The following is a 15,667-nucleotide window of genomic DNA, read 5'->3' as shown; positions in this document are numbered from 1 at the left end:
TCGATATAAGGAAGCCGAGAGCAAGCTATACATTTGCACTCGGTTGCTTTGAGTCTCTTTTAAACCGAATCAGCTATATAAACATTAATACCCCTTAGATTAAGGATGCACCCTAGCATGACTGAGCATTCAAGCCCTCATACAACCCGCACGATAACTGATATACAAGCACAACACCTAGACACCTGTGTCATATTGTTTGCCAAATATCCGGCGCGTGATATGGCAAAAACTCGCTTGCAGCCAGCTCTAGGCGTAGAGGGTGCTGCCCGTATGGCAAGACAATTGCTGTTGCATAGTGTGGAGCAAGCGGTCGCTACTAGTTTTGCCGTTGAGTTATGTGTCAGTCCAGCAGCGACAGACCCTTGCTGGCAAACCCTTAATTTGCCTGACTCATTGCAATGGTCGACTCAAGCGGATGGCGACTTGGGCACGCGTTTAATCACAGCAAGTCAAGATGCGCTGAAAAAACACCAAAAAATCGTATTGATAGGCTCTGACTGTCCCAGTCTGACGGCAGAGCGTATTCAAACTGCGGTACAGCAGCTCGATAACTATGATGCGGTTATGATTCCAGCGTCAGATGGTGGCTATGTGCTACTCGGGTTGAAGCAGGTGGATGGCAGTCTGTTTTCAGATATCATTTGGAGTACAGCTAGCGTAGCCGCTGTAACGCAGCAGCGTCTGGCCGATTTGGGCTGGGCATTGGCATTGCTAGCACCGTTACATGACATTGATGAGCCTGAGGACTTAGCACATCTACCATTAGATTGGCCTAAGTTTGCTCTATAGTTATGATCATATGAACCACTAGATGACGGTCAGTACCCGCTTGTCATGGATGTATTTATACCGTATCGCTTTACTTTTATGATGTTTACTAAGATTTTAACCAGGTTTTACTCTCAATAAGGACATTGTTATGCATGATGTTGTGCAAAATTACTATGGTAAAGAGTTACAAGGCACTGCCGATCTAAAAACCTCAGCGTGTTGTGATGTGAGCAATATGCCGGAGTGGCTCAAGCCATTACTGGCCAATATCCACGATGAAGTACTGAGTCGTTATTATGGCTGCGGTCTGGTGTGTCCTGCGCTGCTTGAGGGTTGCCGAATTTTGGACTTGGGCAGTGGCTCAGGCCGAGATGTCTATGCATTAGCGCAATTGGTAGGCGAGAGTGGGCATGTGGTCGGCGTCGATATGACCGATGAGCAGCTAGCGGTCGCCAAAGAGCATCAGCAATATCACATCGACAAGTTTGGTTATGACAATGTGACTTTTTTGCATGGCTATATCGAAAAGCTAGATGAGCTCAATCTTGCAGATGGTAGCTTCGATATTATTGTCTCAAACTGCGTGATCAATCTCTCACCAGACAAAGCGGCCGTCATGGCCAGTGTGCAGCGCTTACTTAAGCCTGGCGGCGAGTTTTATTTTTCTGATGTGTATGCTGACCGCCGTATTCCGCAACATCTGATCAATGATCCAGTCTTGTATGGTGAATGCTTGAGCGGTGCATTGTACTGGAAAGACTTTACCCGTTTGTCACGAGACGCAGGATTTTTAGACGTACGTTTGGTCGAGGATCGCCCACTTGAGATTACTGATCCTGCCTTGGCGGCAAAAATTGGCGATATCCAGTTTTTCTCTGCCACTTATCGTTTGTTTAAGATTGCAGCGCTCGAAGATGCTTGCGAAGATCATGGTCAAGCGGTTATATACAAAGGATCTATTTCTCAGTCACCGCATCGTTTTGATCTTGATAAACATCATGCTATCGAAGCCGGTCGCGTATTCCCAGTCTGTGGCAATACGTTTAGGATGCTAAAAGAATCTCGCTTTGCACCGCATTTTGAGTTCATCGGTGATGACAGTCGTCACTATGGTATTTTTGCCGGCTGCGGTGAGCTGATGCCATTTAACCAGTCTGTGATGTCAACCTCTGGATTGGGCGGTTGTTGTTAAAAATAAGAGATTGACATTAGCAAAGGCCATTAATTTACTTAATGGCCTTTTTTATGAGTCATTCGTTGTTGATGTTTGTATATTGGCAGACGCTATAGAAATAGCGTTTGAGTATTTAACCGATTGATTTTCGGTTAAGTACTTATTTATCGACATGTCTATTAATTTTTAGGAAGTAATGACGCCAATCGAGTTTTGGTTGCGTCATCCATCGTATCTACTGATGTCACCAGTGCCTGAGCAAGCGCATTATGTGCAATTGAGTCAGGTGATTCAGCAGCAATCAAAGCGACTGCTTCCTTAATCACTTTTTGGGCATTGTCTGCATTTTTCATGAGATTTTTTATCGCATAGTCTGCACTGACGGCTTCTTCAGTCGGATGCCAACAATCAAAATCTGTCACCAGTGCCAAGGTAGCATAAGCAATACTGGCTTCACGTGCCAATTTGGCTTCTGGCATATTAGTCATACCGATGATATCCGCCTGCATCTGACGATACCACTCTGACTCCGCACGAGTTGAGAACTGTGGTCCTTCGATACAGATATAGGTCGCCTTTGAATGACAGGCTCCTTCTATAACATCTGCGTGGTCATAAGCACGTGTTAGGATGTCTGCTAGGGCAGGGCAAAGTGGGTCGGCCATCGATACATGAGCGACTGCGCCCGCGCCGAAGAACGTACTTACTCGCTGCTTGGTCATATCAATCATTTGATCTGGAATGACCATATCTAGTGGCTTAAGTGATTCTCGTAGAGAGCCTACTGCTGACAAGGACACGATGTAGCGCACCCCAAGCGTTTTTAACGCATAAATATTGGCACGATAAGGCACTTCAGACGGCGTCAGTCTATGACCTTGACCATGCCGTGTCAAAAAAGCGACCGTCACTCCCTCTAGCTCGCCCAAGACAATATTATCAGATGTATTACCGTAAGGCGTCTGTATCGTCACGCTGCGTTTGTTGATCAATGATGACATTTGATAGAGACCACTGCCGCCAATGATAGCGATATCAGCAGATAACGTTGTCAGTGTTTCTGTGTTAGGTATTGTCATAAGGGCTGTCCGAATGTGTTAATAAAAGACAATGGTGCAGACTAGTGCAGTGTAATGTTCATAAACCTAAGAGATAGATTAGACAAAATATAGCAGAAATTGAGTAGTAATAGAAAGCAATCGAAAATAAGTACTGGGTCAAATTCTATGTGTTACCCACAACAAGATATTGTCACAATTGAAGTAGGTGCTGCCTCAAATAGGCAGTATGTGTCATCCATATCTGGTTTTGATAAAGGTTTGTAATACCCTTAAATCTTGCTTGGATAGTTGATGATCGAAACTTAGTTTTACATAGAGAAACTGTGTATATATTCAGATTTGATAATAAAACGCCAGCATACCTTCAAGCAGCTTAAAGTATAAGGTGTTGAAAGCAAAAGAGAAAACAGTCTGTGGTTTATTTATTGTAAAAATTGCTATATTATTACAAGTCTGTAACGCATTAATAAGCATAAGTTAATGCGACCCTATGTGTTAAATTGATTATTTCAAGGATGAATTCCATGCTCAATTCTTTAAAGTCTCCGTTATTATTGTCAGCGATGCTAAGCGCCACGTTAGGCTTAGCTGCATGTTCAGAAAGTAGTGACACTACAGCCACAGATAGTACCGCAACGGATAGTGCTGCGACGGACACTGCCGCTGATAAGCTAGATACAAAATTCCTTACCATCGCTACTGGTGGTGCTTCTGGCCCTTATAACATCATTGGTACGTCATTATCTGAACTTTATGTCAAAACATTTGGGGTCAACTCAAAGACTCAAACCACGGGTGCATCAGTCGAAAACGTTAACCTGTTGACCCAAGGCAAAGTAGACATGGTATTGGCACTCAGTGACGTAGTCACGGATGCAGTCGAAGGTAAAAATAACTTTGAGAAGCCAATCACTAACATCCAACAGATTGCCGTCTTGTATCCTAATGTCGTGCAAATCGTCACGTCAAAAAAATCTGGTATCAAAACTATTGAAGATTTGAGAGGCAAGCGTATTGCTGTGGGCGATCAAGGCTCCGGTACTGAAGTAAATGCTCGCACTTTATTAGAAGGGTTTGGTATCACGTATGACGATGTCACCGTTGACTATTTGGGCTTTGCAGAAGCCGCTGATGGCATGAAAGCAGGTAAAATTGAAGCAGCCTTCTTTAGTAGTGGTCTTCCAAACTCATCTTTAATGGAGCTTGAGCAGGGCTTAGACTTACAAATTGTCAGCATCGACCAAGACAAGCTAAAAGAAATCATCGCGACCAAGCCTTATTTCAAAACCTTTGAGATTCCTGCTGGCACGTATGGTAATGAAGCTGCTATCCCAACTGCAGCAATAATGAATGCGCTATTGGTTAGCTCTGATCTATCTGAAGCTGATGGTTATAAGTTAACCAAAACGTTATTTGATAATTTGGAAAGTCTAAAAACGGCTCACCAAGCGGCTAACGATATCAGCTTAGAGACGGCACGTGATGGCATGGTCGCTCCAATTCATCCTGGCGCTAAAAAGTACTATGACGAACAAGCAGCCAAATAATTCATTGTGGTTATCAACTGGCGCAGCATTTATTGCCGCGCTGGTTTTTTTTACGTTATGGATGGGGGTTATTCTCCAGCCTGTCGTTGAAGTGCGTGTCGCAGGAGTAGAAGGGGCTGATGATAAGGTTTGTTACTTTGTCGAGCCTGACTTTCAACTGCGCTGGATACATTCTGTAGAAAAACAATGGTGGGAAGAGCAGTATCAACGCATAGACGGCAGCAGCACAGAAGCCGCTGAGCTGCTACTGACCACAACCTATTTTGAAGCTTTCGGTGCAGGCACTCCTTCCACCGAAATGCTTGCTCCTGTACAAAAACCTGGCTATCTGGGCTACCAAATCAATGAGAGTTTACCTAATCTCAATTGGGTGGTATCCAGACTGACCAAAGGTGAGATTGATTATGGCGACCATCGTGTTTTAATTCACCAGTTGGTGCCAGATTATTCTGAAGTAACGATCATGCCGAAAATGTATGGTTTCATCGATAGATTTAACAAGGACTTTTGTCATGACCTCCCAAGTGACGGACCACGGTAGTATAAATACCCTGCCAGACACTCATGTTGATAAAGATGCTGAGGCAGAGGCGATTAATAAAGCGGTATTGGAAAAATATGACCGAGAGTCAATCACCCGTCATATTACCCAAGGACCAGTAAAGTATTTGATCGCTGGGGTTTGTATACTCTATTCACTGTTTCACCTCTATATTACCTTTAATCCGATGCCAGCATTGCTACAGCGTTCTGTACACGTAGGCGTTGGTTTTGCATTGATTTTCTTGATTTTCCCTGCCAGTAAAAAAAGCAGCCGCCAGCGCGTGGCATGGTATGACTGGATTTGGTTTGCGCTGTCGTTATCTGGCATGGGCTATCTAATATATGAGTATCAAGATATTGTGACCTCGCGTGGCGGTATGGCCAACCAAGTCGATGTGATATTTTCATTGATTACCGTGGTCTGTGTGCTAGAGGGTAGTCGCCGTATCACTGGTTGGATTTTGCCGATATTGGCAGGGATATTTTTGGCGTATCCGTTTGTCAGTCATTTGGACTTTATGCCTGACAGGCTTTTGACTCGTCCTTATGATATGGGTGATATCTTTGGTCAATTATTCCTAAAAACTGAAGGCTTATACTCTGTTGCGATTGGCGCATCGGTAACGTTTATTTTTCTATTCATTCTCTTTGGTGCGTTCTTAGCACGCTCGGGAATGGGGCAGCTGTTCAATGATTTGGCATTGGCCATTGCGGGTCATAAGAAAGGCGGGCCTGCAAAAGTAGCGGTTATCTCTAGTGGCTTTATGGGTAGTATCAATGGCTCTGCGTTATCGAACGTGGTCAGTACGGGTGCCTTCACCATTCCGTTGATGAAAAAGGTCGGCTATCATAAAGATTTTGCCGGTGCAGTTGAGGCAAGTGCCTCAGTTGGCGGGCAGATATTACCGCCAATTATGGGTGCGAGTGCATTCATTATGGCGGAGACAACAGGCTTACCTTATAGCACGATTGCGTTGGCTGCATTATTGCCCGCGATTTTGTATTATTTGGGTGTGATTGCACAGGTACATTTCCGCGCTGGACGCCGTGATCTAAAAGGCATCGCTAAAGAAAATTTGCCAGCGGTAAAAGAAGTATTAAAAGCCCGTGGTCATATGCTACTACCGATTGTATTTTTGGTTTTCTTATTAATCAAAAATGTCCCTGTTGGCTATGCAGCGGCTTATACCATTGGGTTCACCGTTGTGATCAGTATGTTGCGTGCTGAGACTCGCATGGGGTTGTCTGATATCTTAGGCGCACTAGAAGATGGTGCTCGCCAGTCGCTAGCGGTAATGGCAGCGTGTGCAGTCGTCGGTATTATCATCGGGGTCGTGAGTTTGACCAGCTTTGGTACGGTCATGACCTCATCTATTGTCACATTAGGCGCAGGATCATTATTCTTTACGCTCATCTTAACCATGTTGGCATCAATGGTTTTAGGTATGGGATTACCGTCTATTCCTGCCTATATCATTACGGCGACAATGGCGGCTCCAGCATTAGCTGGCTTTGATATTCCAATTTTATCAGCGCATATGTTTGTTTTCTATTTTGGTATCTTTGCCAATATTACACCGCCTGTCTGTCTAGCAGCCTTTGCGGGTGCGGGTATATCCGGTGGTGATCCGATGAAGACAGGTTTCTTGTCATTGAAACTGGCACTGGCCGGATTTATCGTGCCGTTTATGTTTATCTATAACCCAACGATGCTAATGATCGATCCAACAGGTTTGGCAGTCACGGCGAAAGATTTCCCACTGCCTCCTATTGTAGATATCATTACTGTGGTAGTAACGTCAATCACTGGTGTGATTGCACTAAGCGCTGCGCTTGAGGGATATTTCAGAGGCGGAATGAATACACTCACCCGTGTCATTTTGGTTATTGGCGCATTGTTGTTGATTTATCCTGAGATCATCACTGGTGTTGCAGGCGCCGTCATTGTGCTTGGTATTGCTGTGTTTAATATTAAGACGAGTGAAGCACCGACACCGACGTTAAGTGTCTAGTATCAACCCCAAAAAGTTGATTAGTTGTGTCAAACTCGTTTAGTCTACAATACGTAGTACTTGCACTTGTTTTCCTTACTACTCAAATTTTTGTGAATGATATGAATGTCTAAGTTTTAGGCATTCATATTTTTTACTTTAGGGCGTGTTGAACATTGGGAATAAAAAAGGGTGAATAACAAATTTGTTATTCACCCTTTTTCTATGCTCAGTAGCTTTTCTTAGCGAAGGCTTTCACATCCGCTGTCTTGTCAGATTAGCAGCCAAGTTTGCCTTCTGCTGCCAATGCCTTTTTACTACGGATTGGTGCAGGGCAGTCTTCGCCGTAGTACTGACGATCTGCAAAGTAGCTTGAGCGTACCATTGGGCCTGCCCAGATATTAAAGAAGCCGATTTTTTTACCGTAGTCCATATAGCGTTGGAACTCATCTGGATGGACATAACGATCAACAGGTGCATGGTTTTTACTAGGTTGTAGATACTGACCAACTGTAATCATGTCCACGTTATGTGCTTTTAGATCATCAAGTAGCGCATAAATCTCTTCTTCAGTCTCACCAAGGCCAACCATAAAGCCACATTTGGTCGCGATATCTGGACGACGCTCTTTATATAGTTTGAGCAAGTCAAGTGAATGCTGATAATCAGAACCCGGACGGAATGCTTTGTATAAACGCGGTACCGTTTCAATATTATGGTTAAACACGTCTGGCGGTGTTTCCGTTAGCAAATCCAACGCAATATCCATGCGACCACGGAAATCGGGTACCAATATTTCAATTAAGCAGTTCGGGCTAACCGCACGTGATTCGTTGAGTACTTCAACGAAATGCATGGCACCACCATCTTTTAGATCATCACGATCCACAGAAGTAATGACTGCATACTTGAGTTTAAGACCTTCAATTGTCTCAGCAGTATGGCGTGGTTCATCAGCATCTAGCTCATTTGGACGACCATGGCCCACATCACAGAACGGGCAGCGACGCGTACAGATATCACCCATGATCATAAAGGTCGCCGTACCATCAGCGAAGCACTGTGGCAGGTTAGGGCAGGCTGCTTCTTCACAGACGGTATAAAGCTTTTGCTCACGCAACGTGGCTTTGATACGGGCTACTTCAGCAGGTGATGACATTTTTACCCGAATCCAATCTGGCTTTTTCTTAGCCTCAATGGTCGGAATCACTTTAATTGGGATACGGGCAACTTTGTCATAGCCTCGTAGCTTTTCGCCTTGAATGGCTTTTTTTGGTTTGGCTTTAGCAGCAGGTACATGCGTTTGTACGGCAGTTGTCATAATGGAATTATCTCTTAACCCTTTATACTATAAGGGTTTATGGAATTATCAGAATGTTTTATTAATGGCGATATTATAGCAGAAATTTGGCAGTCAATTTTGGAACAATATCGTTAAGATTACTACGATTGCTCTGACAACCATAGTTTTAAATATCTATGTTAATCTCTAACTCATTCAGTACATCTATAGCGGCGCGAAACGCTTCTTGGGTGGCGGGTGCACCGCAGTAGGGCAAGCTATGCATTAATACTTCTCGAATCTCAGCGACACTGGCACCATTATTGATCGCGCCTCGAATATGACCTTTTAACTCAGTTGGGCTTTTTTGGGCAATCAAAAAAGCAATCGTGATTAATGAGCGATATTTGCGCGGCAGTACTGAGTCATCTTGCCATGTGCTGCCCCAAGCGTGTTCAATGATCCAGTCTTGTAGCGGCTGGGTAAATCCTGTGGCAGCATCAAGTGAGCGTTTGACATGTTGCTCACCCATGACCTCAGTGCGTACTTTTAGCCCATTGTCATAGTTGGTGCTATCGTCCATATCGGCATCCTTAGTATTTATTGAAGGTATCTCTTACAGAGTTGCATAACAGTCATATGGCGACTGCGCGTGCATAAAGCAAGTAATCATTATTAACAATAATCAATGGGACATCACTGATAATGGGGCATGCAACGCTATTGTAGAGAGCACTATTTTTATAATAAATGTTCGATATGGCCTTACTATCCGCCTTTTACTGGCTGAGCCATTAACATTTAGAGCGTTTTAAGCTATGATTGCACCAATAATTATTCCCTATAGTATATCGACGCAGGCAGTCATGCTGACTACCCACGTAATGTGCTAAACCCCAACTAACGAGGACGACTATTGTGTTAGAAGCTTATCGTAAACATGTCGAAGAACGTGCTGAGCTAGGAACGGTTCCGCTACCACTGAACGAAAAACAAGTAGTAGAGTTGGTTGAACTCCTAAAAATGCCACCTACAGGTGAAGATGCGTTTTTGATGAACCTGCTAGAAAATCGTATCCCTGCTGGTGTTGACCAAGCAGCATATGTTAAAGCAGCATTTTTGGCCGCTATCTTGAAAGGTGAAACCTCATCACCACTTATCAGCAAGCAAAAAGCGGTTCAAATCTTAGGCACCATGCAAGGTGGCTATAACGTTCAGCCATTGGTTGCAGCACTAGATGACGCGGAAGTGGCACAAGATGCAGCTGAAGCACTGAAAAAGACGTTGCTAGTATTTGACGCGTTCAATGACGTGACTGAAAAAGCAGAAGCGGGCAACACCATCGCAAAAGAAGTGGTTCAGTCTTGGGCTGACGCAGAATGGTTCTTGAACCGTGCTGAAGTACCGAAAAAAACCACGTATACGACATTCAAAATCACTGGTGAGACCAACACCGATGACTTGTCACCTGCGCAAGATGCGTGGAGCCGTCCTGATATTCCATTGCATTCACTAGCCATGCACAAAAACTCTCGTGACGGCATCACTGCTGATGACGAAGGCGTTGTTGGCCCAATGAAGCAAATCGAAGAACTGAAGAAAAAAGGCCATCAATTGGCTTATGTTGGTGATGTCGTCGGTACGGGTTCTAGCCGTAAGTCTGCGACCAACTCAGTACTTTGGCTAATGGGCGATGATATCCCTAACGTGCCAAACAAACGTGGCGGCGGTCTAGTATTGGGTAACAACATTGCACCTATCTTCTTTAACACGATGGAAGATTCTGGTGCATTACCAATCGAAAAAGTGAATGTTGATAACCTAAACATGGGCGATGTATTTGACATCTATCCGTACGAAGGCAAAATCACTAAGCATGATTCTGATGAAGTACTATCAACGTTTGCACTAAACTCGCCAACATTGCTTGACGAAGTACGTGCTGGTGGCCGTATTCCATTGATCGTTGGTCGTGGTCTGACTAACCGTGCTCGTGAGTACATGGGTCTTGGACATTCAGACATCTTTGCGAAGCCAGAAGAGCCAGTAGACACTGGTAAAGGCTTCACGCTAGCGCAAAAAATGGTTGGTAAAGCTTGTGGCCTGACAGGCGTACGTCCTGGTATGTACTGTGAGCCTAAAATGACAACTGTTGGTAGCCAGGATACGACTGGTCCGATGACGCGTGATGAGCTAAAAGATTTGGCTTGCCTAGGTTTCCAAGCGGATCTAGTGATGCAGTCATTCTGTCATACGGCGGCTTATCCAAAGCCAGTTGATGTTGAAACTCAGCACACCCTACCTGACTTTATCATGAACCGTGGCGGCGTCAGCTTACGTCCAGGTGATGGTATCATTCACTCATGGTTGAACCGTATGCTACTTCCAGATACCGTTGGTACTGGTGGTGACTCGCATACTCGTTTCCCAATGGGTATCTCATTCCCAGCGGGTTCTGGTCTAGTGGCATTTGCTGCAGCGACTGGTGTGATGCCACTTGATATGCCTGAATCTGTCCGTGTTCGTTTTGTTGGTGAGCGTCAAGCTGGTATCACGCTACGTGACTTAGTACATGCGATTCCTTATCAAGCGATCAAAGAAGGGTACTTGACGGTTGATAAGAAAGGCAAAATCAACGAGTTCAACGGCCGTATTCTTGAGATTGAAGGTCTAGAAGACTTGACTGCTGAGCAAGCGTTCGAGTTGTCTGATGCCTCAGCTGAGCGTAGTGCTGCTGGTTGTACCATCACGCTATCTGAAGCGTCAGTGACTGAGTACCTAAACTCAAACATCACGCTGCTTAAGTGGATGATCTCAGAAGGCTATGGCGATGCACGTACCATCAGTCGTCGTATCGAGCAGATGCAAGATTGGCTAGCGAACCCAAGCCTATTGCGTGCTGATGAAGATGCTGAGTACACGATCGATATGACTATCGATATGTCTGATATCAAAGAGCCTATCCTATGCTGCCCGAATGATCCAGATGATGCTAAAACATTAGCTGACGTCGCTGGTGATACCATTGATGAAGTATTCATTGGTTCATGTATGACCAACATCGGTCATTTCCGTGCCGCTGGTAAACTGCTAAAAGACGTACCAGCAGGAAGCCTAAAGACTCGTCTATGGATTGCGCCACCAACTAAGATGGATGCGCGTCAATTGATGGAAGAGGGTTACTACAATATCTATGCACAAGCCGGCGCTCGTACTGAGATGCCAGGTTGTTCATTATGTATGGGTAACCAAGCACGTATCGCTCCGAAGTCTACCGCCGTATCTACCTCTACGCGTAACTTCCCGAACCGTCTAGGTCAAGGCGCTAACGTATACCTAGCTTCTGCAGAGCTTGCAGCAGTAGCAGCGGTACTTGGTAAATTGCCAACCAATGACGAATATCAGCAGTATGCTGGTATGCTAGACAGCATGGGCGAGGAAGTGTATCAATACATGAACTTCGACCGTATGTCAGAATACACTGAAGAAGCTGATAAAATTAATGTCGCCCAGTTGACCTAGTTTTTGATGTTGTAAGGCTTCTGTCTAAATTGAGAAGTCTTACATTTAGAACAAAAAAGCCCCGTATCTCATGATGCGGGGCTTTTTGTTGGGTGGAGTGGTAGTGCGTAAGGTAATGCTTTACATGCCTTACAATCAAGCATATAAGAATCTATAGTGTAGTTTCCAAATAATAAGCTGTCCAAAAAATAGCAGACAATAATGGTGAAGTTTTGGCAGCTAAACATCAGCTAGGCATAAAAATGCAAATATTATCTAACTGCTAAAAAAAGCGAACGAAGGCGAACGTAATTTATCAACGTTAAATAATAAAATCTTGAGCTTTCATAGAAGAGTAAAGGTATTGGAAACGTATTTCTAAAGTTGCTTAAGAAGCTTGAGATATTCTTAGGAGAGTCAGAGTGTATGTCAGATGCATAGATAGAGCAGGACAGTATAGAACGCCAGATACAACAAAACCCCTGATATCAGGGGCTTTAGCTGTTCTATAAGATAGTATAGGACTATATAATGGTACCCGGAGCCGGACTTGAACCGGCACGCTATTGCTAGCGAGGGATTTTAAATCCCTTGTGTCTACCAATTTCACCACCCGGGCAAAACTTGTTTTATCTAATATGTAAGCTAGCTGATAGACCATCTAGTTACTAGATAAGTGCTCGCTATTATAGTCAGTTATGATAATAATGCAAGCTTAAATTAACGTAAAGTTAATAAATAATTGGAGGCTGGAGTCGGAATCGAACCGGCGTTAACGGAGTTGCAGTCCGCTGCATGACCACTCTGCCATCCAGCCAATCAAGGTGGCCTATATTAGCAAAACTATAATAAATTACAAGCCCTTTTTTCATTAAAAACAGGTTATTTACTACCTTATCTATAAATAACCCTAATTTAGAGTTATTTATACGATTAATAGGCTTTAAGATGCTATCACCAAGCCAGTGCTCAGTGATGTTTTCTAAAAATAATGGCGATGAGACGCTAAACGATATCCTTGTTATCACGTTTTGCTTTTTTAATATCACGATAAGTGGCGGTGCAAATTAATATCAGCACGCCTAGCGTAATCACTGGCCAAATCAAAATATATGAGCCGTAAATAAAGACGTTATCCATACTATCTCCTTATAGTCTCTTTTAATAGTCATCGGATGATCAGTTTGATGACGCTACGACAAACTAACCAACCATTGTTTACATCAAATAATCTTCATTTAAGACAATTTAAGTTTGTGGTGTATTAGGCTTATCATCGTAGTCACCCACACGCTGCTTGATTAAGTCAAAGTCAAAATGTTCGTTACCCATCAGGCTGACTATCACACAGACGATAGTACTGGCACCGTAAGCGGTCAGTGAGGCCAGTAAGACCATGTATTGACGTAGGAAGCCAGTGGCAAAGATTAGCATCAGTACGAGCGTGATAGCAGCGGCTCCCATACCAATCTTACGACCTAAGAATCCAAAGACCATCAGGCCAATCACGACAGCACCACCGACACTGGCGAGTATCTCGAAGAATAGGGCAGTGAAACCCGTAATTGGTAGTAATTCAAAGCGTACAACACAGAATAGGAGAAGTCCGATGATGACGGCTGAAGTAAAGGCGGTATTGGTGACGCGATTCCAGAAGACACTGGCAATGACAGGAAAGACGATTGCCCCCCATAATGCGCCAACGAAGACTAGCATCACTAAAATATCGAGCTTAAAGCTGGCAAAAATCAGTCCAGCTGCTGTCGCGACAATCATCGTACCACGACCAACGAGCATCATAGTTTTTGGTTTAATATGACCTTTTTTGGCAATGTTTTTGCCGTAGACATCTGCCATCATAATCGTCGATAGTGCTGATAAATCGGAATCAGCGGTGGAAGACAATGAACCAATCACTAAAATAAAGAATAAAGCGATAAAGACGGGATGCAGGTAGGTGCTGACCATCTGTGGAATCAGGTTATTCATGTTGCCATCGAGTGGTTCGATACTGATGGTGACGGCCATCAATCCAATCATGCCTAGCCCAATGACAATGCCAGCGTAGCCGACGGTGGCTGTGACAAAGGTGGCCTTAATCTTGGTTTTATCAATCGCAAATAATCGTTGGGTAATGGTTTGGTTACCGATCGCATAGGCCAATACCGCAACGAAATAGGGCGCGCCTTGCTGAAAGAATGCTTCAGAAGAAAAGAAGTTTTGTTGCTCCAATGTCAGATTTGACAGTCCTTCAACCATGACTTCAGGCCCACCCATCGCAAATAGTACTGCTGGGATAATGACAACACCAATGGCCATCAACGCGACCAATTGGGCAAAGTCGGTAAATACAGATGCACGGAAGCCTGACGTCAACGTATAGCTCAATACCCCGATACCCGCGATCATCACACCGGTTTGGAACGATAAAGGTGATAAGACTGACACCAGTGCTCCAGCAGCAGTGAAGTTGACCATCAAGCTAATTAAGCTGCCCATAATATTAGATATTGCTAAAATTAATTGGCTTGATGAACCATGGCGGGCATGGATGAGTTCGCCTAATGTATGACCATTGGGGGCAAGCTCACGAAAGCGCATACCAAAAGGATAGATGAATAAAATCATCAACGCGCCCCAAAACCCATAATGTATCGGTCCTGACACGCCGTATTTATAGCCAGAGGTAGCAGCAGCGTAAAATGAAGCCGCCCAAATCCAAGTGGCGGTCATACTGGCCGCACCCATACCAAAGCCAACACCGTGGCCTGCGACCATAAACCCAGAAGTTGTCTCTTTGTCCTTCTTTATCAACAAAGAAAGCAGGTAAGTGCCGCCATAAAAAGCTAGTAGTAATAAAATAATGGTTAATGATGAAAATTGGAACAATGACTCAGTTTTCAAACTTATACCTCGCAATTGTTTTAAGTAAATAAAGTTTATTAAAATTATCTATTCCAAACTATTGAGCATACGACATGGCCTAAAAAGCCCTCATACTGGATGTATGTGGCTAATGTAGACAGCAAAAATACCAACTGTAGTGTTGAGCAAGTACTAAGTGTCGTGCCGCTGTTTTATGACTCACATCGTGTTAAATCAAAATGACAGGGGCTACTCTCAATAGGCGTCAGTTCATGGATAAACCATGACGCTATTAATAGGCATACACAAAGGTAGCTGAGTGCTAAAGAAAGCTCATATGATGAGCGTCTATAGCAGAATTACGAATGAGCACTAAGCCATGAGGGCATGACCTGAGCTCGGTTTAGACAGCCTTATCAGCTGTAATAAGCAATAGTTAAGAGATTTTTACTCAACTATCGCATTGATGCATCACCTGTAATTTAAATACCAAATCCAGTACTGTGTGAATAATCAGCACAGTGAACTTGGTATTAATAAATAAAACTACAGATCTGTTAAGTGTATGTAACATGTTCGTGAGGTTAGGGTAACCTATTATGTCGTCAACCTCAAATGTTATGCGAGATTAATAGAGCATTTTCTCAATTCAATTGCTTACCATCTAAATGGGCTAAAAGTAGCTAAATCTTGTCAAATGACATCAGAAATCTAGTTAATATCTCGATATTATCTGCGGTATTTTTATCGTTTGACGGCAACTTATCTTATTTTTATTAATATCTTTAAAATATAGACACGGCTTACCTTGAGCGTCGGAACGCCCAAGGTAAGCCATCAATAGATAGTCTAGGTTTAGTGAAAGGGGTGGTATTGGGAGTTGTTACGAGAAGCTAATATGAGTAAATTTAAGATGATGCCTATTTATT

11 protein-coding genes and 2 tRNA genes are annotated in these 15,667 nt (G+C 43.7%); 6 read left to right on the top strand and 7 right to left on the bottom strand.

What is annotated here, in order from left to right; all coding sequences use genetic code 11:
- The first annotated feature begins 117 nt into the window (after nt 1–117).
- Nucleotides 118–792 (top strand): TIGR04282 family arsenosugar biosynthesis glycosyltransferase, encoded by a 675-nt coding sequence (locus ACZW67_RS01995; RefSeq protein ID WP_465181958.1) that lies wholly within the window; start codon nt 118–120, stop codon nt 790–792.
- Between the two features lie 130 nt (nt 793–922).
- Nucleotides 923–1,966: a methyltransferase domain-containing protein gene (locus ACZW67_RS01990; protein ID WP_465181957.1), complete on the top strand. Its 1,044-nt coding sequence runs from the start codon at nt 923–925 to the stop codon at nt 1,964–1,966.
- Nucleotides 1,967–2,127: 161 nt separating this feature from the next.
- Here the strand turns inward: ACZW67_RS01990 and mtnP are convergent, their stop codons facing one another.
- Nucleotides 2,128–3,027 (bottom strand): S-methyl-5'-thioadenosine phosphorylase, encoded by a 900-nt coding sequence (mtnP, locus tag ACZW67_RS01985; protein WP_465181956.1) that lies wholly within the window; start codon nt 3,025–3,027, stop codon nt 2,128–2,130.
- 506 nt (nt 3,028–3,533) lie between these two features.
- On the opposite strand from mtnP, the gene ACZW67_RS01980 reads away from it, so the two are divergent.
- The 3 genes from ACZW67_RS01980 to ACZW67_RS01970 are packed head-to-tail and all read left to right on the top strand — an operon-like array spanning nt 3,534 to nt 7,111.
- The gene (locus ACZW67_RS01980) at nt 3,534–4,556 is read left to right on the top strand and encodes a TAXI family TRAP transporter solute-binding subunit (RefSeq protein WP_465181955.1); all 1,023 of its coding nucleotides are present in this window, start codon (nt 3,534–3,536) and stop codon (nt 4,554–4,556) included.
- Nucleotides 4,534–5,097, top strand: coding sequence for a DUF1850 domain-containing protein (locus tag ACZW67_RS01975; RefSeq protein ID WP_465181954.1), 564 nt, complete (start codon nt 4,534–4,536; stop codon nt 5,095–5,097). The genes ACZW67_RS01980 and ACZW67_RS01975 overlap by 23 nt, the downstream gene beginning before the upstream one ends.
- Nucleotides 5,069–7,111, top strand: coding sequence for a TRAP transporter permease (locus ACZW67_RS01970; protein ID WP_465181953.1), 2,043 nt, complete (start codon nt 5,069–5,071; stop codon nt 7,109–7,111). Before ACZW67_RS01975 ends, ACZW67_RS01970 begins: the two co-directional genes overlap by 29 nt.
- Before the next feature lie 256 nt (nt 7,112–7,367).
- On the opposite strand, the gene lipA is transcribed toward ACZW67_RS01970, so the two are convergent.
- Together lipA and ACZW67_RS01960 are read right to left on the bottom strand one after the other, a co-directional pair.
- A complete protein-coding gene (lipA, locus tag ACZW67_RS01965) occupies nt 7,368–8,411 on the bottom strand; it encodes a lipoyl synthase (protein WP_465181952.1) in 1,044 nt (347 codons plus the stop codon).
- Nucleotides 8,412–8,559: 148 nt separating this feature from the next.
- On the bottom strand, nt 8,560–8,955 hold the full coding sequence (locus ACZW67_RS01960; protein WP_464753892.1) for a carboxymuconolactone decarboxylase family protein: 396 nt from the start codon (nt 8,953–8,955) through the stop codon (nt 8,560–8,562).
- A 335-nt stretch (nt 8,956–9,290) separates the two neighbouring features.
- Here ACZW67_RS01960 and acnB point away from each other — a divergent pair, with 335 nt between their 5' ends.
- Complete coding sequence (gene acnB, locus ACZW67_RS01955; RefSeq protein WP_465181951.1) at nt 9,291–11,894, top strand: bifunctional aconitate hydratase 2/2-methylisocitrate dehydratase; 2,604 nt, start codon at nt 9,291–9,293, stop codon at nt 11,892–11,894.
- 511 nt (nt 11,895–12,405) lie between these two features.
- Here acnB and ACZW67_RS01950 read toward each other — a convergent pair.
- The 4 genes from ACZW67_RS01950 to ACZW67_RS01935 form a co-directional block, all read right to left on the bottom strand.
- A tRNA-Leu gene (locus ACZW67_RS01950) sits at nt 12,406–12,492 on the bottom strand.
- A 124-nt stretch (nt 12,493–12,616) separates the two neighbouring features.
- Nucleotides 12,617–12,690, bottom strand: a tRNA-Cys gene (locus tag ACZW67_RS01945).
- A gap of 188 nt (nt 12,691–12,878) precedes the next feature.
- Nucleotides 12,879–13,013 (bottom strand): putative transporter small subunit, encoded by a 135-nt coding sequence (locus ACZW67_RS01940; protein WP_220034714.1) that lies wholly within the window; start codon nt 13,011–13,013, stop codon nt 12,879–12,881.
- Nucleotides 13,014–13,121: 108 nt separating this feature from the next.
- Nucleotides 13,122–14,762 carry a sodium:solute symporter family protein gene (locus ACZW67_RS01935; RefSeq protein ID WP_465182018.1) on the bottom strand — a complete coding sequence of 547 codons (1,641 nt, stop codon included), beginning with the start codon at nt 14,760–14,762 and terminating at the stop codon, nt 13,122–13,124.
- Nucleotides 14,763–15,667: the final 905 nt, after the last annotated feature.

The organism is Psychrobacter sp. TPE 89C (assembly GCF_055522395.1).
The sequence above is the reverse complement of the archived record's forward strand: the minus strand, read 5'-3'. Positions and strand labels throughout refer to the sequence as shown.